The sequence below is a fragment of the Pseudomonas sp. PSB11 genome, assembly GCF_014596605.1.
Classification (GTDB): Bacteria; Pseudomonadota; Gammaproteobacteria; order Pseudomonadales; family Pseudomonadaceae; genus Aquipseudomonas; species Aquipseudomonas umsongensis.
Genome location: NZ_NOIO01000012.1, coordinates 98,688 through 119,881, shown reverse-complemented (window position 1 = coordinate 119,881; position 21,194 = coordinate 98,688). Strand labels below are relative to the sequence as shown.

Genomic DNA, 21,194 nt, shown 5'->3' with positions numbered 1-21,194 from the left:
AACCTATCGGCAATCCAAGAATTCATAACGTCTGCCCACAAGGCCAGTCGCTAACTCAGGCAACCGATTCTGGTAGCCTTTCCGCCCTGGAGCAAGCCATGCAAGACCTCGATCCCGTCGAAACCCAGGAATGGCTGGACGCCCTGGAATCGGTTCTCGACAAAGAAGGCGAAGACCGTGCTCACTATTTGATGACCCGTATGGGTGAACTCGCAACCCGCAGCGGTTCGCAGTTGCCTTACGCCATCACCACGCCTTACCGCAACACCATCCCGGTAACCCACGAAGCACGCATGCCTGGCGACCTGTTCATGGAACGCCGCATTCGCTCGCTGGTACGCTGGAACGCGATGGCCATGGTAATGCGTACGAACCTGAAAGATTCTGACCTCGGCGGTCACATCTCCAGCTTCGCTTCCAGCGCGACCCTGTATGACATCGGCTTCAACTACTTCTTCCAGGCCCCGACCGACGAACACGGCGGCGACCTGATCTACTTCCAGGGCCACACTTCGCCAGGCGTCTACGCCCGCGCGTTCATGGAAGGCCGCATCACTGAAGACCAGATGAACAACTTCCGCCAGGAAGTCGACGGCCAGGGCCTGTCGTCCTATCCACACCCTTGGCTGATGCCTGACTTCTGGCAGTTCCCGACCGTATCCATGGGTTTGGGCCCGATCCAGGCGATCTACCAGGCGCGTTTCATGAAGTACCTGGAAGCCCGTGGCTTCATTCCTGCCGGCAAGCAAAAAGTCTGGTGCTTCCTGGGCGACGGCGAGTGCGACGAGCCGGAATCCCTGGGCGCGATCTCCCTGGCTGGCCGCGAGAAGCTGGACAACCTGATCTTCGTCATCAACTGCAACCTGCAGCGCCTCGACGGCCCGGTTCGCGGCAACGGCAAGATCATCCAGGAACTCGAAGGCGTGTTCCGCGGTGCCCAGTGGAACGTGACCAAAGTCATCTGGGGCCGTTTCTGGGACCCACTGCTGGCCAAGGACGTCGACGGCATCCTGCAACGTCGCATGGATGAAGTCATCGACGGCGAGTACCAGAACTACAAGGCCAAAGACGGCGCGTTCGTGCGTGAACACTTCTTCAACTCGCCAGAACTCAAGGCGATGGTCGAAGACCTGTCCGACGACGAGATCTGGAAACTCAACCGTGGCGGCCACGACCCGTACAAGGTCTACGCGGCGTACCACGAAGCGGTCAACCACAAAGAGCAACCGACCGTCATCCTGGCCAAGACCATCAAGGGTTATGGCACCGGTGCCGGCGAAGCGAAAAACACCGCGCACAACACCAAGAAAGTCGATGTCGACAGCCTGAAGTTGTTCCGCGATCGCTTCGACATCCCGGTCAAGGACGAAGAACTGGAGAACCTGCCGTTCTTCAAGCCTGAGCCAAACAGCGCCGAAGCCCGCTACCTGAGCGAGCGTCGTACCGCACTGGGCGGTTTCGTTCCACAGCGCCGCGCGCAAAGCTTCAGCGTGCCGACCCCGCCGCTTGATACCCTCAAGGCTATCCTGGACGGCTCGGGCGACCGTGAAATCTCCACCACCATGGCCTTCGTGCGCATCCTCGCGCAACTGGTCAAGGACAAGGAAATCGGACCGCGCATCGTGCCGATCATTCCGGACGAAGCCCGTACCTTCGGTATGGAAGGCATGTTCCGCCAGCTGGGCATCTACTCGTCCGTCGGCCAGCTCTACGAGCCAGTCGATAAAGACCAGGTGATGTTCTACAAGGAAGACAAGAAGGGCCAGATCCTCGAAGAAGGCATCAACGAAGCGGGCGCCATGAGCTCCTTCATCGCTGCCGGTACTTCGTACTCCAGCCACAACCAGCCGATGCTGCCGTTCTACATCTTCTACTCGATGTTCGGCTTCCAGCGTATTGGGGACCTCGCGTGGGCCGCTGGCGACAGCCGTACCCGTGGCTTCCTGATCGGCGGTACCGCCGGCCGTACCACCTTGAACGGTGAAGGCCTGCAACACGAAGACGGTCACAGCCACCTGCTGGCTGCCACCATCCCGAACTGCCGCACCTACGATCCAACCTACGGCTATGAGCTGGCGGTGATCATCCAGGACGGCATGAAGAAGATGACCGAAGAGCAACAGGACGTCTTCTACTACATCACCGTGATGAACGAGTCGTACCAGCAGCCAGCCATGCCGGCCGGTGCCGAAGAAGGCATCAAGCGGGGCATGTACCTGCTCGAGGAAGACAACCGCGAAGCGGCACACCACGTTCAGCTGATGGGCTCCGGCACCATCCTGCGTGAAGTGCGCGAAGCGGCGAAGATCCTGCGTGAAGAGTTCAACGTCGGTGCCGACGTGTGGAGCGTTACCAGCTTCAACGAACTGCGTCGCGACGGCCTGGCCGTTGAGCGCACCAACCGTCTGCACCCTGGCCAGAAGCCTAAGCTGAGCTATGTGGAAGAGTGCCTGAATGGCCGTAAAGGTCCGGTCATCGCCTCTACCGACTACATGAAACTGTTCGCCGAGCAGATCCGTCAGTGGGTACCGTCCAAGGAATTCAAAGTCCTGGGCACCGACGGTTTTGGCCGCAGCGACAGCCGCAAGAAACTGCGTCATTTCTTCGAAGTCGACCGTCATTTCGTGGTGTTGGCAGCCCTGGAAGCACTGGCTGACCGTGGTGACATCGAACCTAAGGTGGTGGCTGAAGCCATTGCCAAGTTCGGTATCAACCCGGAAAAACTCAACCCACTGGACTGCTGAGGAGAGATTCTGTGAGCGAACTCATTCGCGTACCTGACATCGGCAGCGGTGAAGGTGAAGTAATTGAACTGTTTGTGAAGGTCGGCGACCGCATCGAAGCCGACCAGAGCATCCTGACACTTGAGTCGGACAAGGCGAGCATGGAAGTGCCTGCGCCGAAGGCCGGTATCATCAAGAGCCTGAAAGTGAAGCTGGGCGATCGTCTGAAAGAAGGCGACGAACTGCTGGAACTGGAAGTCGAAGGCGCCGCTGCTGCGGCTCCAGCGGCTGCCGCTGCGCCTGCTGCAAAAGCTGCGGCCGCACCTGCTCCTGCCGCAGCTCCAGCGCCGGCCGCGCCCGCTGCTGCACCGGCTGCCGCTTCGGTACAGCAAGTGCACGTGCCGGACATCGGTTCGTCGGGCAAGGCCCAGATCATCGAGATCCAGGTCAAGGTCGGCGACACCGTCGAGGCTGATCAGTCGCTGATCACCTTGGAATCCGACAAGGCGAGCATGGAAATCCCGTCGCCTGCCGCTGGCGTGGTCAAGGCCATCAGCGTCAAGCTCAATGACGAAGTTGGCACTGGCGACCTGATCCTGGACCTGGAAGTGGCCGGTGCTGCTGCACCTGCCGCCGCTCCTGCCCAGGCTGCAGCGCCTGCACCTGCCGCTGCGCCTGCTCCGGCAGCTGCCCCTGCTGCTCCCGTTGCAGACAGCGTTCAGGACATCCACGTTCCGGACATCGGTTCGGCGGGCAAGGCCAAGATCATCGAAGTGCTGGTCAAGGCCGGTGACTCGGTTGAAGCCGATCAGTCGCTGATCACCCTGGAATCCGACAAGGCGAGCATGGAAATTCCATCGCCTGCCGCTGGTGTGGTGGAAAGCGTTTCCATCAAGCTGGACGACGAAGTCGGTACCGGCGACCTGATCCTCAAGCTGAAAGTCAAAGGTGCAGCGCCTGCCGCTGCCCCGGCACCTGCTGGCGCTGCTGCGAGCGCTCCTGCGCCAGCCGCTGCTCCTGCTCCTGCTCCTGCTGCCGCCGCTCCGGTTGCTGCTCCAGCCAAGCCTGGCGCCAAGGTTCACGCAGGCCCGGCCGTACGCCAACTGGCCCGTGAATTCGGTGTCGAGCTGAGCGCTGTCGGCGCCAGCGGTCCGCACGGTCGCATCCTGAAAGAAGACGTGCAGGTTTACGTCAAGGCCATGATGCAGAAGGCCAAGGAAGCACCGGCCGCCGCTGCTGGCGCAACCGGCGGCGCGGGTATCCCGCCGATTCCGGTCGTGGACTTCAGCCGCTTCGGTGAAATCGAAGAAGTGCCGATGACCCGCCTGATGCAGATCGGTGCGTCGAGCCTGCACCGCAGCTGGCTGAACATCCCGCATGTGACTCAGTTCGATTCGGCTGATATCACCGAGCTGGAAGCGTTCCGTATCGCTCAGAAAGCCGCTGCAGAGAAGGCCGGCGTGAAGCTGACCATCCTGCCGCTGCTGCTCAAGTCCTGCGCGCACCTGCTCAAGGAGCTGCCGGACTTCAACAGTTCGCTGGCACCAAGCGGCAAAGCGATCATCCGCAAGAAATACGTGAACATCGGCTTCGCCGTCGACACCCCTGAAGGCCTGCTCGTACCGGTCATCAAGAACGTTGACCAGAAGAGTCTGTTGCAACTGGCAGCCGAAGCCGCTGCGCTGGCCGCCAAGGCCCGCGACAAGAAGCTCACCGCTGACGACATGCAAGGCGCCTGCTTCACCATTTCCAGCCTCGGCCACATTGGCGGCACCGGCTTCACGCCGATCGTCAACGCGCCGGAAGTGGCGATCCTCGGTGTTTCCAAGGCAACCATCCAGCCAGTCTGGGACGGCAAGGCCTTCCAGCCGAAACTGATGCTGCCGCTGTCGTTGTCCTACGATCACCGTGTGATCAACGGCGCCGCTGCTGCTCGCTTCACCAAGCGACTGAGCGACCTGCTGGCGGACATCCGCACCATCCTGCTGTAACACCGGCGGGCCCTCCTCCAGGGGAGGGCCTGTCGCGTTTCACGTTTTCCGAGCGCCACGCTCGTACCTCAACCCCGCCAATTTGGCGGGGCTTTTTTTGCCCACTGTAATTACCTCGACAGATCCCTTCCTACATTTGTGGCTGATATCCCCCACAAATCGAATCCATTTGCGCCCGGTTTTTTTCAAGGCCAAATAACTAGCCTTGCCTGCAAGGCCATTTAAAGCCGATTGATTAAAAATCGAATGGATTCGAATATGTTCAAACCAACTGTCGGGCCGATCATTGGCCACACCACCACGAACCATGCACGTATATTCTTGCGTGGAGAATCAAGTAAAGACGCCCATGCATTCGCCGGCATTCGCTATCGGCGACTCGATGACGAGCATTGGTCAAACGAAATTTTCGCTGAACTCGAGAAAGCCCGGGACATGTCCGCCGTCCTGGCTCTCAGCGACCTGGCTGCCGACACCGTGTATGAATATCAGGCTGGATGGTTCAGCGCGATGCAGCCTGTGTGCGCTGCCGAGGCAATGCAGGAACTGAGCTTGCAATGGCCAGGGCAGATTCATCGCCTGCGTACCCGCTCGAACCAGACCGGAAAATCCAGGGCCTATGTCGTGGGCTCTTGTCGCTATCTACGCCTCACCGCAGGCATTGCCGCCGAACCGCACCTGGGTGACAGGATGTTCGCGACAATATCAAGACTGGCCGGGCAGGCCGAACCGCCTATCAGCGCCATGCTGATGACCGGCGACCAGATCTATGTCGATGACTTGAACCTCATTGCTCCGGACCGCGAGCTCAAGGATATTCTTCTCAAGTATCGCGTGGCCTTTTCCCAGCCAAACATTGCAAAGTTAATGTCGACCCTGCCGACTTACATGATCCTGGATGATCATGAGATCGAAGACAATTGGCCGGCCAACAGAAACAAGTCCGATGACTTTCTGTATGCCAATGCGATAAACGCCTATGAGATCTACCAGGCCAGCCATGGCCCGGCACACGAACTCTGCGCCGATGGCCAAGTCGACAAGACGCTGGACAAATACTGGTACCTGTTTGCCGATGGCGATATCGAGTGGTTTGTCACCGACAGCCGAACCCGGCGCAATCTTGCAGCCAGCGACCGACGCATCCTCGATATCGAGCAGGAGCAGGCCTTGTGCACCTGGCTGGTCAACAGCTCGGCCCGGGTCAAATTCGTGGTCACCAGCGTCATGTTCTACCCCGACAGCAAACGCCAGGGTGATGACGCCTGGAAAGGCTTTCCCGAACAGCGGCTGCGGCTGCTGGAAACGATTCGCACACACGCGATCAAGAATGTCTTCATCGTATCAGGCGACGTCCATGGCTCACTGATCAGCCGCCTGACCCACAGCGAGGACCCGGGCTTTGAAGTTCACACCATCGTCTCCTCGCCCCTGTGCAACAGCAAACTGCTGCCCTATGCGAAGGCGTCTACCTTCCTGCTTGACCAGCCGCTCGCGCGAACCGCTCAAGGTAATTATCAGCACGAATTGAAGGGCAAGGTCATCAGCCAGGATAACTTCGCGCACCTGACCGTCGACGCGGAACGGGTTCAGGTGCGATATCACGACCGGGATGGCGGCCTTTTGCAATCGATCGCTATTTCGCTGCATTAAAAAGCAAAGATCGCAGCCTGCGGCAGTTCCTACAGGCTGCGATCTTTTGGGCTCAATACAATCTTTCAGTCACGCGCTGGAGAAATCTTCGCCTCTGCCGACATATTCTTATAGCACTTGGCCTTCATCTCTCTTGTCAGTCAGTGTCGCAATGATGCAACCTTGCCGCAGGCAACAGTAAAGAGGGCGAGAGCCCGGCGCGATCAGCACATTCGAAGCGAGTCCCCTCCATGAAAAGCCAACCCGATGCCGCCAGCCGTATGGTGGCCGAGGTAGTGACGCAGTTGCCTGTGCCCTCGCGGCTCGGCATGCTGCGTTTCGAACGGCTGAACGAACCAAGCTGGGCACTGCTGTTTCTCGATCCCAATTGCGAACGCCAGTTCGGCCTGCCGGCCGTGGAACTGTGCGCCCTGGTCGGTTCGCCCTACGCCAGCCTGATGGAGCCGCAAGCACGCTATCAGCTGCATGACGCGATCCAGGCGCAGTTGAGCGAGAGCACCCACTATCTGATCCGCTACACCCTGCACACCGCCTCGGGCGCGCTGAACCTGCTGGAGCTGGGCGAAGCCTACAAACAACACAATCGACACCTGCTGCGCGGCTACCTGCTGGTCATCGACGGCCTGTTCGAGGATGACCCACTACTGCCAGCGCTGGATCTGGAAACCCAGAACTCGCGCCTGCAAATCGCCCTGGAGCTCAATCAGCGCGCCCAGCAGGAACAACTGCAGCATCTGGACCGGGTGCGCGCCCAGCAGGACCTGATCCTGCTGCTGACTCGCCAACGCTACAGCAGCAACAACTCCCTGCAGGAAGCCGCCAAACTGATCACGCGCAGCGCCTGCGAGATCTACCAGATCGACTGCGCCAGCCTGTGGCACCTGGAAGGCTCGATGCTGGCGCCCATCTCGGCCTATCACCGTTCGACCCAGGAATACCTGCTGCCGGCACCGATCGACGTCAGCGTGTTCCCCGATTACCTCGACGCCCTGCATACCGGTCGCGCCATCGACGCCCACAACGCCATGCGCGACCCGCGCACCCGGGAAATCGCCGAAAGCCTGCGCTCGCGTGATGTCAACGCGATGCTCGATGCCAGCATTCGCGTCGACGGCCAGGTGGTCGGCGTGTTGTGCCTGGAACAAACAGGCGTGACCCGCGCCTGGCAGCAGGACGAAATCGCCTTCGCCGGCGAGCTGGCGGATCAGTTCGCCCAGGTCATCAGCAATCACAATCGACGCACCGCCACCAGCGCCCTGCATCTGTTCCAGCGTGCGGTCGAGCAAAGCGCCAACGCCTTTTTGCTGGTCAATTGCGATGGCATCGTCGAGTACGTCAACCCGAGTTTCACGGCAATCACCCAGTACACCACCGAAGAAGTCCACGGCCAGCGCCTGGCGCAACTGCCGGCACTGGAGAACCTCAGTGAACTGCTGTTCGACGCGCCCTCGGCACTGGCCAAGAGCAACAGTTGGCAGGGGGAGTTCAAGAGTCGGCGCAAAAACCTCGAACCCTATTGGGGTCAGTTGTCGATATCCAAGGTCTATGGCGACAACCGCGAGTTGACCCATTACATCGGTATCTATGAAGACATCACACAGACCAAGCTCGCCCAGCAACGCATCGAGCGCCTGGCCTACACCGATAACCTGACCAACCTCGGCAACCGCCCGGCTTTCATCCGCAACCTCGATGAACGCTTCGCCCGCGACAGTGACGCACCTATCAGCCTGCTACTGGTGGACATCGACAACTTCAAGCGGATCAACGACAGCCTCGGCCACCAGACCGGCGACAAGCTGCTGATCAGCCTGGCCCGGCGCCTGCGCAACAGCCTCAACCCGGGCGGCAGCCTGGCGCGGTTTGCCAGCAACGAGTTCGCGGTCTTGCTCGACAACACTGGCCTTGAACTCGGGCAGCAGGTCGCCAACCAGTTGCTCACGACCCTCGACAAACCGATGTTCGTCGACAACCAATTGATCAGCGTGACCGGCTCTGTTGGCCTGGCTTGCGCGCCCCTGCATGGGCGAGACCCGCAGACCCTGATGCGTAACGCCGGCCTGGCCCTGCACAAGGCCAAGGCCAACGGCAAACATCAGGTGCAGGTTTTCACCGAAGCCCTGAACGCCGAAGCCAGCTACAAGTTGTTCGTCGAGAACAACCTGCGCCGCGCCCTGACCCAGAACGAACTGGACGTGTTCTACCAACCCAAGCTCTGCCTGCGCAGCGGTCGCCTGCTGGGGATGGAGGCGCTGTTGCGCTGGAACCACCCGGAAAAGGGCATGATCCGCCCGGACCAGTTCATCAGTGTTGCCGAAGAAACCGGCCTGATCATTCCGATTGGAAAGTGGATCGCCCGCCAGGCCTGCCGCATGAGCAAGGCGCTGACCGCCGCCGGCCTGGGCAACCTGCAGGTGGCAATCAACCTGTCGCCCAAGCAGTTCTCCGACCCGGACCTGGTGGCGTCCATCGCCAACATCCTCAAGGAGGAAGCACTGCCCTCGCGCCTGCTGGAACTGGAACTGACCGAAGGCTTGCTGCTGGAAGCCACCGATGACACTCGCCTGCAGCTCGACCAGCTCAAGCGCCTGGGGCTGACCCTGGCGATGGACGACTTCGGCACCGGTTACTCGTCGCTCAGTTACTTGAAAAAATTCCCCATCGACATCATCAAGATCGATCGAAGCTTCATTCACGAAATCCCGGATAACCAGGACGACATGGAAATCACCTCTGCCGTGATTGCCATGGCTCACAACCTGAAACTCAAGGTCGTGGCCGAAGGCATCGAGACCGCCGAGCAGTTGGCCTTCCTGCGTCGCCACCGTTGCGACGTCGGCCAGGGCTACCTGTTCGACCAACCGATCCCGGGCCTCGACCTGATCGACAAGCTCAAACGCTATCCGCGCGGCCCGATTGCCTGACATCGCGTCAACTCTCGGGCAAACTGCATTTCTGATTATTCCAACGACTGAGAGGACTGAAGATGGTTCTGCGCTCGGAAATTCTGGTGAACAAAAACGTGCTCCCAACAAAAGAACAAGCTCTGCCTGGCCGCGAAACCCCCATGACCGTGCCGGAAAAACACTTCGTCCACGACGCCCCGCTACTGGGCCCATTCGCGATGGATGTGGATTTTGCGATCTTCGGCCTTGGCTGCTTCTGGGGCGCGGAGCGCAAGTTCTGGCAGCGGGAAGGCGTGGTCAGCACGGCCGTAGGTTACGCTGGCGGCTTCACCCCGAACCCGACTTACGAAGAAGTCTGCTCCGGCTTGACCGGCCATAGCGAAGTCGTGCTGGTGGTCTACGAGCCGGCAAAGGTCAGCTACGAAGCACTGCTGAAGATGTTCTGGGAACTGCACAACCCGACCCAAGGCATGCGCCAGGGCAACGACCTCGGCACCCAGTATCGTTCGGTGATCTACGCCACCAACCCGGCCCAACTGGAAGCCGCGAAAAAAAGCGCACAAGTGTTCCAGGTCGAACTGACCAAGGCCGGCAAGGGCATCATCACCACCGAAATCGACGAAGCGCCGACGTTCTACTTCGCCGAGGCGTACCACCAGCAGTACCTGGCCAAGAACCCGGAAGGCTATTGCGGCATTGGCGGCACCGGCGTGACCTGCCCGATCTGACCACTGCCCGAGCGCTCTCACGCTAATCGTTCCCACGCTCTGCGTGGGAATGCCTCAACGGACGCTCCGCGTTCGGCTTTTGATTTGGGACGCGGAGCGTCCCGGGCTGCATTCCCACGCAGAGCGTGGGAACGATCAACGCCTCATTCGGCGATCAACCAATCCATTCGCCACCCACCCTGGGTCTGCCCGAGCTTCTCGGACAACCACGGCAGCAACTCACGCAACTCTTCCTCCAGCCCCCACGGCGGATTGGCAATGGCCAGGCCGGAGCCGTTCAGGCTGTCAGGCGTATCCAGCGGATGCACCAGCAGCTCCACCCGCAACAACTTCGGCGCACCGGTACCGGCCAGGTCCTGATAGAACCGCCGCAGCGCGCGCTGATCCTTCACCGGATACCAGATCGCCGCCACAGTCTGGCGCATCCGCCCGACCGCCTCTTTCAAGGCCGCCGCGCAGCGCTGCATCTCGTCGAGTTTTTCGAACGGCGGATCAATCAACATCACCGCCCGCTTCTCCGGCACCGGCAACAACGCCCGCGGCACATGCCAGCCTTCGCCGAGATGCACCTTGACCCGACGATCACCGGCCATGTTGTCCTTGAGCAGCACGCCATCTTCCGGGTGCTTCTCGTTGAGCAACACCCGATCCTGAGGACGAGTCAAACGGCGCGCCAACTCCGGCGACCCCGGGTAATAGCGCAACTGGCCATCCGGGTTCATCTCGTGCAGCACCTGCATGTAATCAGCGGTCAGGATCGGCAGATCCGGCTGATCCCACAAACGCGCGATGCCTTCCAGGTACTCACCGGTCCGGCTGGCCTGATCGCCCTGGAGGTCGTACAGACCAATGCCGGCGTGCGTATCGAGATAGGCAAACGGCTGCTCCTTGCGCGACATCAGGGCGATGAGGCGGGTCAAGGTCAGGTGTTTGAACACATCGGCGTGATTGCCGGCATGGAAGGCGTGACGATAATTCATGGTTGCTCCTGCGAAGGCCGGCAAGTTTACCTTTTACTGGGCGGCAAGTCAGGGGCTCGCGGCCGAGCGGCCAACTTACATCGCGGAGCGGAATGATGAATGGGCACGCCAAACAAGTTGGATGCCCATATTTATGGAGTAGTTACCTGTATATCCCCGACATCACTATAAGGCCAAGTAGCACCATCCCTGCTACCACCCCTAGAAGAGTCCATTGCAGCACTACAAGCTTTCGCCTGAGGTCATGGGGGAAATTGTCGATATCCTCAGCAGTGACAAGGCCGCGCTTCAGAAAAAAGCGGGGAAACGTAACGACACTGGATATTGAGTAAACCATCCGAGTCTTACCCCTCAATCCTTTGTCTATGCGCACTGCAACAGTTATAAGTGGAGAACTGTTTTGGAAATGCTCAGACATGACGTCTCCCTTGGTGTAGCCCAGGTGCAATGCAACCCCAAAAACAACAAGTGCCCCACCGAAAACTACTAGCCCTGATGCCAGAAATAGTGCGTCTGCAACGCTAACGCTCATTGAGTGGCCTCGAAAATACGCTCGCCCATTACTTCACCAACAGCGCCCCCAATAGCGCTGGAAGAAAAGGAGCCTACCCCCACCACAACAATACTACAGACCAGTAATCCCACACCGCCTGATGGTATACCCAGCCCAACACAAAGTCCGCCGACTGCGGAGGTTGATAGAGCTGCACCTGCGATTGCGCCACCTACAACTCCTCCGGTAAAACTCCCTGCTTCAGTAAACTTAACCCGCTCGCAAGCCTCGGTATTTCCAGCCGTACACACATCCTGCACCTTCATGGCAGATGCTCCACCGCCGACTGCAGTCCCTACCCAACCGCCGTATTTGACGTACTTAGAAGCCTTCGCCACACCTTGAAGATGGCTCGCATGACCCGGTATTTGCCCCCCGGGACTGGCATTGGTCCAGTGGTGGACCAGGCTTTGACTGGAAATCCCCAACATTTTTTTCAAATTGATATGGTCAGGGAATCCAATGCCCTTGCGGGTCAGCGTCGTCATATGGCTGTTCAGTTGCGCGAGCAGACGCTGGCGCTCTACAAAGAACGCTGGCGAACGCAGGTGCCCATCTCTTTGCAGCGTATTCTTTTGCAACGCTTCAATATCCCTCAAGGCATTGCCTACATTGTCCAGGTTGTTCTTGAACACGCTCGCGCCAATGCCAGTAGCGTTCGAGCCATAGGTCAGGAAGGTCTGGATGACATCACGGTGTTGCACCATGAAATCCGCTTCTTCAGGGCTAAGCGTTTCAATGATCTGGTTGGTCTTGGCTGCCACATCCATGAGCAGGGCTTCTTCACGGGTGCACTGGTAGTTGTTCGGGTCGCTCAGCACGATCATCGAACCGGCTTTGACGTCGCGCAGGTTGGGATTGAGCAGCTTGAATTTGCCCATCACCGCCGGGTCACGCAGGGTGAACAAGGAGGCTTCGAGCTCTTCGCGGGTGGTGCTTTTGGGCACGATGTAGAAGCCTGGCTCTTGGGCAGCTGCACTGCCTAAGGGCACTGGCTTGGGAGTGCTCGACGCAGGCGCGAAACCGGCTGATCGTGGTGCCGGATTGCTGGCGAGAGGTGTGTTCGGTTGGGGCGCGGCCCTTGTGGTCTGGGGCGCAGCGCTGCTGCGCGACTCATAAGTGGCGGTAAACACCGACGGAATCAACCTGGCTCTGCACGGGCAGGTGCTGTAGCTGTCCAGCGAGCCCGCCACGATCCTGCCATGACTGTTGATGTAGGAGACGCCTCCCACGATTTTGAAGGTTTCGTCGTTTTTGCCGCAGGAAACACGATCGCCTTCACGGGCATGGGCGATACCAAACATCATGACGCGTGTGTCGGCCTCCAAAACCTGGCCACCGCAAGTGGTCTTGTCACCCAGGCGAATGAAATGTCCTTGTGCCATTATTGATCTCCCTCTCTAAGAGCGCCCCAGTCAAGGAAAGCGCCCCCTGTTAACGATCGATAAGCCGACTCGGGCTGAGTGGCTTAACGCAAAGTACGTGGACAGAAAGGAAACTCAAGATGGCCGAGAAAATCAGGAAATGTCTTACGACCAGTACTGAAAAGGACCACGGATATTGGGGGGAGCAATACCTGTTTTCGGCTCTGATGTGCCCAAAAAAAACGGCCCGCACTTAAGGTTGCGAGCCGTTCTTTTATCAGCGATGGGAAAAACTCACCCTATCAATTTTTACTTGTTCAAACGGAAATCCGCCTCGGCAGCAGCAAAGCGCTGCAGCATGCCAGCAGTCGGCGTGCCCAGCTTGCTGACGATGTAGATCGCCAGGCTGGCGAAGATGAAACCAGGGATGATTTCGTACAGGCCCAGCAATTCGAAGTGCTTCCAGACGATCACGGTGATCGCGCCGACCAGGATGCCGGCCAGTGCGCCGTTGCGGGTCATGTCTTTCCAGATCACGGAGATCAGTACGACCGGACCGAACGCGGCACCGAAACCTGCCCAGGCGTAGCTCACCAGGCCCAGTACACGGTTTTCCGGGTTGGCCGCCATGGCGATGGCGATCAGGGCAACCAGCAGCACCATGGCGCGGCCGACCCAGACCAGTTCAACCTGGGAAGCGGATTTGCGCAGGAAGGTCTTGTAGAAGTCTTCGGTCAGGGCGCTCGAGCACACCAGCAACTGGCAGCTCAGGGTGCTCATGACGGCAGCCAGGATGGCCGACAGCAAAACGCCGGCAACCCATGGGTTGAAGAGGATTTTGGCTAGTTCGATGAACACACGCTCGTGGTTTTCACTGACCGGCATGGCCACGGCCGGGTTGGCCGAGAAGTAGGCGATACCGAAGAAACCGACAGCCACGGTGCCGCCCAGGCACAGGATCATCCAGGCCATGGAGATGCGACGGGCTTTGGCAATCGATTTCACCGAATCGGCCGCCATGAACCGCGCCAGGATATGCGGCTGGCCGAAGTAGCCCAGGCCCCAGCCCATCAGCGAGATGATGCCGATGAAGGTGGTGTTTTTCAGCATGTCGAAATTGCTTGGATCTTGCGCTTCGATGGCCAGGAACGTGGTGTCGACGCCGCCGGTGGCCAGCAGCACGATGATCGGCGTCAGCAACAGGGCGAAGATCATCAGCGTGGCTTGCACGGTGTCAGTCCAGCTGACCGCCAGGAAACCGCCCACGAAGGTGTAGGCAATGGTCGCCGCAGCACCGGCCCACAGCGCCGTCTCGTAGGACATGCCGAAGGTGCTTTCGAACAGACGGGCGCCAGCCACGATGCCGGAAGCGCAATAGATGGTGAAGAACACCAGGATCACAACGGCGGAGATGATCCGCAGCAGGCCGCTTTTATCTTCGAAACGGCTGGAGAAGTAGTCCGGCAGGGTCAGCGCATCGCCATTGTGCTCGGTCTGCACGCGCAGACGGCCGGCGACGAACAGCCAGTTCAGGTAAGCCCCGATGATCAGGCCGATGGCGATCCAGCTCTCGGACAGACCGGACATGTAGATGGCGCCCGGCAGGCCCATCAACAACCAGCCGCTCATGTCGGATGCACCGGCGGACAACGCGGTCACGACACTGCCCAGGCTACGGCCGCCCAGGATGTAGTCGGAAAGGTTGTTGGTGGAGCGATAGGCCATGAAGCCGATCAGCACCATTGCTGCGATGTAGATCACGAACGTGATCAGGGTTGGATTGCTTACGCTCATTTAAGTGATGCCCTGGCTTTGTTTTTATGTAGCGGCGGCTGGTGAAGTGCTGGCAAACGGTGAGGTTTGACAGACGATCCGGGATCCCGCGCATTTATGACCGATGTTTCCCCAGGAAAGCCATCGGCCGGCACACCAGCCTTGCGACTGGTTGCACCTTGGGCGCGAATGCTATGCAACAAAGCAAATAAGGTGCAACCCATTTCTGGAGAATAAGTTGCACCCAGTCGGAAATTTATATCAAACCAGGGTTTTTGCTCCTTTTCGGAGCAAGAACGATTGGCTTTCCACTCAAAAAGCACCAAGGCGATGCGGTAATGGCGCAGTGGAATTTTTTTCCTGACGAACTGCCGTTTATTCCCGTAAAAAAAGGGTTGCACCCGGTTGCACCTCATTCATCACACGGCTAATCTTTGCGCCAGCTGATGCCACGCAGTCGTGGCAAACATGAGGATAAAAACATGGCTACCACCACCCTTGGGGTCAAACTCGATGACCCGACCCGCGAACGCCTCAAGGCTGCCGCGACCTCGATTGATCGCACGCCGCACTGGCTGATCAAGCAGGCAATTTTCAATTACCTGGAAAAACTCGAGGGTGGTGCAACCCTGTCCGAGCTCAACGGTATCGCCCGAGACACCGACGAAGCGGGCGACGTCCATGTCGACCACGCGCACCAGTGCTTCCTCGAGTTCGCCGAGAGCATCCTGCCGCAATCGGTCCTGCGTGCCTCGATCACCGCCGCGTACCGTCGCCCGGAACCGGAAGTGGTGCCAATGCTGATCGAGCAGGCTCGCCTGCCGGCACCGATGGCCGAAGCCACCAACAAGCTCGCGGCCTCGATCGCGGAAAAACTGCGCAACCAGAAGAGCGCCGGCGGCCGTGCCGGTATCGTTCAGGGCCTGCTGCAAGAGTTCTCCCTGTCGTCCCAGGAAGGCGTAGCGCTGATGTGCCTGGCCGAGGCGCTGTTGCGCATTCCAGACAAAGGCACCCGTGACGCCCTGATCCGCGACAAGATCAGTACCGGCAACTGGCAGCCACACCTGGGCAACAGCCCGTCGCTGTTCGTCAACGCCGCGACCTGGGGCCTGCTGCTGACCGGCAAGCTGGTGTCCACGCATAACGAAGCGGGCCTGACTTCGTCCCTCAGCCGCATCATCGGCAAGAGCGGCGAGCCGATGATCCGCAAGGGCGTCGACATGGCGATGCGCCTGATGGGCGAGCAGTTCGTCACCGGCGAGACCATCGCCGAAGCCCTGGCCAACGCCAGCAAGTTCGAAGCCAAGGGCTTCCGCTATTCCTACGACATGCTCGGTGAAGCCGCACTGACCGAGCACGACGCGCAGAAGTACCTGGCCTCGTACGAACAAGCCATCCACTCGATCGGCAAAGCGTCCCACGGTCGCGGTATTTATGAAGGTCCGGGCATTTCGATCAAGCTGTCGGCCTTGCACCCGCGCTACAGCCGTGCGCAGTACGAGCGCGTGATGGATGAGCTGTACCCGCGCCTGCTGTCGCTGACCCTGCTGGCCAAGCAATACGACATCGGCCTGAACATCGACGCCGAAGAAGCCGACCGCCTCGAGCTGTCGCTGGATCTACTCGAGCGCCTGTGCTTCGAGCCGCAACTGACGGGCTGGAACGGCATCGGTTTCGTGATCCAGGCTTATCAGAAGCGTTGCCCGTACGTGATCGACTACGTGATCGACCTGGCTCGCCGCAGCCGTCATCGCCTGATGATCCGCCTGGTGAAAGGCGCGTACTGGGACAGCGAGATCAAGCGCGCCCAGGTCGAAGGCCTGGAAGGCTACCCGGTCTACACCCGCAAGGTGTACACCGACGTGTCCTACATCGCTTGCGCGCGCAAACTGCTGTCGGTGCCGGAAGTCATCTACCCGCAATTCGCCACGCACAACGCCCACACCCTGTCGGCCATTTATCACATTGCCGGTCAGAACTATTACCCGGGCCAGTATGAGTTCCAGTGCCTGCACGGCATGGGTGAACCCCTGTACGAACAAGTGGTAGGCAAGGTTTCCGAAGGCAAGCTGAACCGCCCGTGCCGCGTGTACGCCCCGGTCGGCACCCACGAAACCCTCCTGGCCTACCTGGTACGTCGCCTGCTGGAAAACGGCGCCAACACTTCGTTCGTCAACCGCATTGCCGACCAGTCGATTTCTATCCAGGAATTGGTGGCCGACCCGGTGGCGAGCATCGAGCAGATGGCGACCGTGGAAGGTGGCTTCGGCCTGCCGCACCCGCGCATTCCGCTGCCGCGCGACCTGTATGGTTCCGAGCGCGCCAACTCCAGCGGCATCGACATGGCGAACGAACATCGCCTGGCGTCCTTGTCCTGCGCCCTGCTGGCCACCGCGCACAACAACTGGAAGGCCGCGCCGATGCTTGGTTGCGCTTCCAGTAGCGAAACCCCTGCGCCCGTCTTGAACCCGTCCGACTTGCGTGACGTGGTCGGTCATGTACAGGAAGCGACCGTCGAAGACGTCGATAACGCGATCCAGTGCGCCCTCAATGCCGCGCCGATCTGGCAGGCTACCCCGCCGGCCGAACGCGCCGCGATCCTGGAACGCGCCGCCGACCTGATGGAAGCCGAGATCCAGCCGCTGATGGGCCTGCTGGCTCGCGAAGCTGGCAAGACCTTCGCCAACGCCATCGCCGAAGTGCGCGAGGCCGTGGACTTCCTGCGTTATTACGCGGTGCAGGCTCGCAACGATTTCACCAATGACGCCCACCGTCCGCTGGGCCCGGTGGTGTGCATCAGCCCGTGGAACTTCCCGCTGGCAATCTTCAGTGGCCAAGTGGCTGCTGCGCTGGCCGCCGGTAACCCGGTATTGGCCAAGCCTGCGGAACAGACGCCGCTGGTCGCCGCTCAAGCCGTGCGCCTGCTGCTCGAGGCCGGGATTCCACAAGGCGTCCTGCAACTGCTGCCGGGCCGTGGCGAAACCGTCGGCGCCGGCCTGGTGGGCGACGATCGCGTCAAAGGCGTGATGTTCACCGGTTCCACCGAAGTTGCGCGTCTGCTGCAACGTAACATTGCCGGCCGCCTGGACAGCCAGGGTCGTCCGATTCCGTTGATCGCCGAAACCGGTGGCCAGAACGCGATGATCGTCGACTCTTCGGCACTGACCGAACAGGTGGTGATCGATGTGGTTTCGTCGGCCTTCGATAGCGCCGGCCAGCGTTGCTCGGCCCTGCGCGTGCTGTGCCTGCAGGAAGATTCTGCCGATCGCGTCATCGAAATGCTCAAGGGTGCCATGGCTGAAAGCCGCCTCGGCAACCCTGAGCGCCTGTCCGTGGACATCGGCCCGGTGATCGACGCCGAAGCCAAGGCTGGCATCGAGAAGCACATCCAGGCCATGCGCGACAAAGGTCGCAGCGTGTACCAGGTGGCCATCGCCGACGCCGAAGAAGTTAAACGCGGCACCTTCGTGATGCCGACGCTGATCGAACTGGAAAGCTTCGACGAACTGCAACGGGAGATTTTCGGCCCGGTGCTGCACGTGGTGCGCTACAAGCGCAAGGACATCGATCAACTGATCGCCCAAATCAACGCTTCCGGCTACGGCCTGACGCTGGGCGTGCACACCCGTATCGACGAGACCATCGCCAAGGTGATCGACAACGTCAATGCCGGTAACGTCTACGTCAACCGCAACATCGTGGGTGCCGTGGTCGGCGTGCAGCCGTTCGGCGGCGAAGGCCTGTCGGGTACTGGCCCGAAAGCCGGTGGTCCGCTCTACCTGTACCGCCTGCTGTCGACCCGCCCTGCCGATGCGATCGAACAATCCTTCGCTCGCGGCGACGCTGCCGTAGCACCGGACGTTCGCCTTCGCGATGCCATGAGCAAACCGCTGACCGCCTTGAAAGCCTGGGCCGACAGCAACAAGTTCGCCGACCTGAGCACCCTGTGCGCGCAGTTCGCCGCACAATCGCAAAGCGGTATCACCCGCGTCCTGGCCGGCCCGACCGGCGAACGTAACAGCTATGCGATCCTGCCGCGCGAGCACGTGCTGTGCCTGGCGGAAGTCGAAGGCGACCTGCTGACGCAACTGGCTGCGGTATTGGCTGTCGGCGGTTCGGCGGTATGGCCGGAAGCTGAACTGACCAAGGCCTTGCTCGCCCGTCTGCCGAAGGACATCCAGGCACGCATCAAGCTGGTTTCCGACTGGAACAAGGACGACGTGGTGATTGATGCGGTTCTGCATCACGGCCATTCCGACCAGTTGCGCGCGGTTTGCCAGCAAGTGGCCAAGCGTGCCGGTGCCATTGTCGGCGTCCAGGGTCTGTCGCAGGGTGAAACCAACATTGCGTTGGAGCGCCTGGTGATCGAGCGTGCGTTGAGCGTTAACACCGCTGCTGCGGGTGGTAATGCCAGCCTGATGACCATCGGCTAAATTCGCCGAACGTCTAACGCTACAAAATGGGCGCCCTCATCGGCGCCCATTTTTTTTGCCTGTACACAATCCGTAGGAGCCGGCTTGCTGGCGATGGCGGTGCATCAGGTGAACTGCGCAGTATCGATCGCCAGCAAGCCGGCTCCTACAGGTCGGTGTTTTGCCCTTCCATCACCGACATCAATCATCCTGTTCAGCCTCTATTCCCCCGCCTAGACTCGCCCTACTCCAACAAAAGGTAGGCCGCCATGTCCGAGACGTTGCTCAGTTCCCGCAATCTGGCTTTCGAGCTGTATGAAGTCCTCGATGCCGAGGGCCTGACCCAGCGTGAGCGTTTCGCCGAACACAATCGCGAAACCTTCGATGCCGCCCTCGGCACCGCCCGCAACATCGCCGAGAAATTCTTCGCCCCGCACAATCGCAAGGGTGACGAGAACGAGCCGCGTTATGAGGACGGTCAGGCAATCCTGATTCCGGAAGTGAAACCGGCAGTCGACGCTTTCCTCGAAGCCGGCTTCCTCAATGCCGCGCGCAGTTTCGACGCGGGTGGCATGCAACTGCCTACCCTGTTGTCGCAGGCCTGCTTCGCGCATTTTCAGTCCGCCAACGCGGCGTCGACCTCCTACCCGTTCCTGACCATGGGCGCGGCCAACCTGATTGAAAGTTTCGGTACCGAAGAGCAGAAACGCCGTTTCCTGCAGCCGATGATCGACGGCCGCTTCTTCGGCACCATGGCCCTGACCGAACCCCACGCAGGTTCGTCGCTGTCGGATATTCGTACACGAGCCGAGCCTGCGTCCGACGGCACCTATCGACTCAAGGGCAACAAGATTTTCATCTCCGGTGGCGATCATCCGCTGTCGGAAAACATCGTGCACATGGTCCTGGCCAAGCTGCCGGATGCACCTGCCGGGGTGAAGGGCATTTCGCTGTTCATCGTGCCCAAATTCCTGGTCAACGATGACGGCAGCCTCGGCAAACGCAACGACGTGCTGCTGGCGGGGCTTTTCCACAAGATGGGTTGGCGCGGCACCACCTCAACCGCGCTGAACTTCGGCGATAATGGCGAGTGCGTAGGCTATCTGGTAGGCAAGCCGCATCAGGGCTTGAGCTACATGTTCCAGATGATGAACGAGGCGCGAATCGGCGTCGGCATGGGTGCGGTGATGCTCGGCTACGCCGGCTACCTGTATTCGCTGGAATACGCCCGCGAGCGCCCTCAGGGTCGCGTGCCGGACAGCAAGGACCCGAACACCGCTCCGGTGGCGATCATCCAGCACGCCGACGTCAAGCGCATGCTGCTGACGCAAAAAGCCTACGTCGAAGGATCGTTCGACCTGGGGCTGTACGCGGCGCGGCTGTTTGATGACACCACGACACTGGAGAGCGAGGCCGAACGCAAACAGGCCCATGAACTGCTGGACTTGCTGACCCCCATCGTCAAATCCTGGCCGTCGGAGTTTTGCCTGAAGGCCAACGAACTGGCGATCCAGATCCTCGGCGGCCATGGCTACACCCGTGAATACCCGGTGGAACAATACTACCGCGACAACCGTCTGAACCCGATCCACGAAGGCACCCACGGCATTCAGTCGCTAGACTTGCTGGGGCGCAAACTGGCGCAGAACGGCGGCACAGGGCTCAAGCAATTGATCCGCCTGATCGCCGATACCGCCGAGCGGGCGCAAGCTCATGAGACGCTGAGCGCATTGCGTGAACCGCTGGAGAAACTGGTGGCGCGCCTGCAAACGGTGACCATTGGCTTGCTGACCGACCTGGCCCAGGGCAAGGTCAACAGCAGCCTGGCGAACTCGGCGCTGTACCTGAAAGTTTTTGGTCACACGGTAATTGGCTGGCGCTGGCTGGAACAGGCGATTCGCGCCGAGGAAGGGCTGGCCAAAGGCAATGCGGCGGATGCGAGCTTCTATAAAGGCAAGCTGCAGGCGGCGCGGTACTTCCTGACCTGGGAAATCCCGGCTTGCCACCATGAGTTGACGATTCTTGAGGCGCGGGATGATGTTTGCCTGGGCATGCAGGATGAGTGGTTTTGATCCAAGTCTTGATATGCTGCTGAAATCCATTCGCGAGCA

11 protein-coding genes are annotated in these 21,194 nt (G+C 60.1%); 7 read left to right on the top strand and 4 right to left on the bottom strand.

Annotated features, from left to right (window positions below; genetic code table 11):
- Positions 1 to 98 precede the first annotated feature (98 nt).
- From aceE to msrA, 5 genes are all read left to right on the top strand, one after another.
- Entirely contained in the window at positions 99 to 2,744 is a 2,646-nt protein-coding gene (aceE, locus tag CGA21_RS16025) for a pyruvate dehydrogenase (acetyl-transferring), homodimeric type (RefSeq protein WP_188264577.1), read from the top strand.
- An 11-nt stretch (positions 2,745 to 2,755) separates the two neighbouring features.
- A complete protein-coding gene (gene aceF, locus CGA21_RS16020; RefSeq protein WP_188264576.1) occupies positions 2,756 to 4,714 on the top strand; it encodes a dihydrolipoyllysine-residue acetyltransferase in 1,959 nt (652 codons plus the stop codon).
- A gap of 258 nt (positions 4,715 to 4,972) precedes the next feature.
- Positions 4,973 to 6,367, top strand: a complete 1,395-nt coding sequence (locus CGA21_RS16015) for an alkaline phosphatase D family protein (protein ID WP_188264575.1) — start codon at positions 4,973 to 4,975, stop codon at positions 6,365 to 6,367.
- A 230-nt stretch (positions 6,368 to 6,597) separates the two neighbouring features.
- Positions 6,598 to 9,291 (top strand): putative bifunctional diguanylate cyclase/phosphodiesterase, encoded by a 2,694-nt coding sequence (locus CGA21_RS16010; protein WP_110754093.1) that lies wholly within the window; start codon positions 6,598 to 6,600, stop codon positions 9,289 to 9,291.
- A 62-nt stretch (positions 9,292 to 9,353) separates the two neighbouring features.
- Positions 9,354 to 10,001 (top strand): peptide-methionine (S)-S-oxide reductase MsrA, encoded by a 648-nt coding sequence (gene msrA, locus CGA21_RS16005; protein ID WP_110754095.1) that lies wholly within the window; start codon positions 9,354 to 9,356, stop codon positions 9,999 to 10,001.
- A gap of 143 nt (positions 10,002 to 10,144) precedes the next feature.
- Here msrA and CGA21_RS16000 read toward each other — a convergent pair whose 3' ends face one another.
- From CGA21_RS16000 to CGA21_RS15985, 4 genes are all read right to left on the bottom strand, one after another.
- Positions 10,145 to 10,981 (bottom strand): 23S rRNA (adenine(2030)-N(6))-methyltransferase RlmJ, encoded by an 837-nt coding sequence (locus CGA21_RS16000; protein ID WP_188264574.1) that lies wholly within the window; start codon positions 10,979 to 10,981, stop codon positions 10,145 to 10,147.
- A gap of 528 nt (positions 10,982 to 11,509) precedes the next feature.
- Positions 11,510 to 12,919 (bottom strand): PAAR domain-containing protein, encoded by a 1,410-nt coding sequence (locus CGA21_RS15995; RefSeq protein ID WP_188264573.1) that lies wholly within the window; start codon positions 12,917 to 12,919, stop codon positions 11,510 to 11,512.
- 288 nt (positions 12,920 to 13,207) lie between these two features.
- Positions 13,208 to 14,692 carry a sodium/proline symporter PutP gene (putP, locus tag CGA21_RS15990; protein WP_033044748.1) on the bottom strand — a complete coding sequence of 495 codons (1,485 nt, stop codon included), beginning with the start codon at positions 14,690 to 14,692 and terminating at the stop codon, positions 13,208 to 13,210.
- Entirely contained in the window at positions 14,689 to 15,072 is a 384-nt protein-coding gene (locus CGA21_RS15985; protein ID WP_188264572.1) for a hypothetical protein, read from the bottom strand. Before CGA21_RS15985 ends, putP begins: the two co-directional genes overlap by 4 nt.
- An 81-nt stretch (positions 15,073 to 15,153) precedes the next feature.
- Between CGA21_RS15985 and putA the strand changes: the two genes are divergently transcribed.
- Positions 15,154 to 19,104 (top strand): trifunctional transcriptional regulator/proline dehydrogenase/L-glutamate gamma-semialdehyde dehydrogenase, encoded by a 3,951-nt coding sequence (putA, locus tag CGA21_RS15980; RefSeq protein WP_020796202.1) that lies wholly within the window; start codon positions 15,154 to 15,156, stop codon positions 19,102 to 19,104.
- A gap of 248 nt (positions 19,105 to 19,352) precedes the next feature.
- Positions 19,353 to 21,155 (top strand): acyl-CoA dehydrogenase, encoded by a 1,803-nt coding sequence (locus CGA21_RS15975; RefSeq protein WP_188264571.1) that lies wholly within the window; start codon positions 19,353 to 19,355, stop codon positions 21,153 to 21,155.
- The last annotated feature ends 39 nt before the right edge of the window (positions 21,156 to 21,194 follow it).

What these genes read in the sequence shown, in the direction of transcription:
- aceE (WP_188264577.1), top strand. Translation starts at nt 99, where the DNA reads ATGCAAGACCTCGATCCCGTCGAAACCCAGGAATGGCTGGACGCCCTG.
- CGA21_RS16015 (WP_188264575.1), top strand. Translation starts at nt 4,973, where the DNA reads ATGTTCAAACCAACTGTCGGGCCGATCATTGGCCACACCACCACGAAC.
- CGA21_RS16010 (WP_110754093.1), top strand. Translation starts at nt 6,598, where the DNA reads ATGAAAAGCCAACCCGATGCCGCCAGCCGTATGGTGGCCGAGGTAGTG.
- msrA (WP_110754095.1), top strand. Translation starts at nt 9,354, where the DNA reads ATGGTTCTGCGCTCGGAAATTCTGGTGAACAAAAACGTGCTCCCAACA.
- CGA21_RS16000 (WP_188264574.1), bottom strand. Translation starts at nt 10,981, where the DNA reads ATGAATTATCGTCACGCCTTCCATGCCGGCAATCACGCCGATGTGTTC.
- CGA21_RS15995 (WP_188264573.1), bottom strand. Translation starts at nt 12,919, where the DNA reads ATGGCACAAGGACATTTCATTCGCCTGGGTGACAAGACCACTTGCGGT.
- putP (WP_033044748.1), bottom strand. Translation starts at nt 14,692, where the DNA reads ATGAGCGTAAGCAATCCAACCCTGATCACGTTCGTGATCTACATCGCA.
- putA (WP_020796202.1), top strand. Translation starts at nt 15,154, where the DNA reads ATGGCTACCACCACCCTTGGGGTCAAACTCGATGACCCGACCCGCGAA.
- CGA21_RS15975 (WP_188264571.1), top strand. Translation starts at nt 19,353, where the DNA reads ATGTCCGAGACGTTGCTCAGTTCCCGCAATCTGGCTTTCGAGCTGTAT.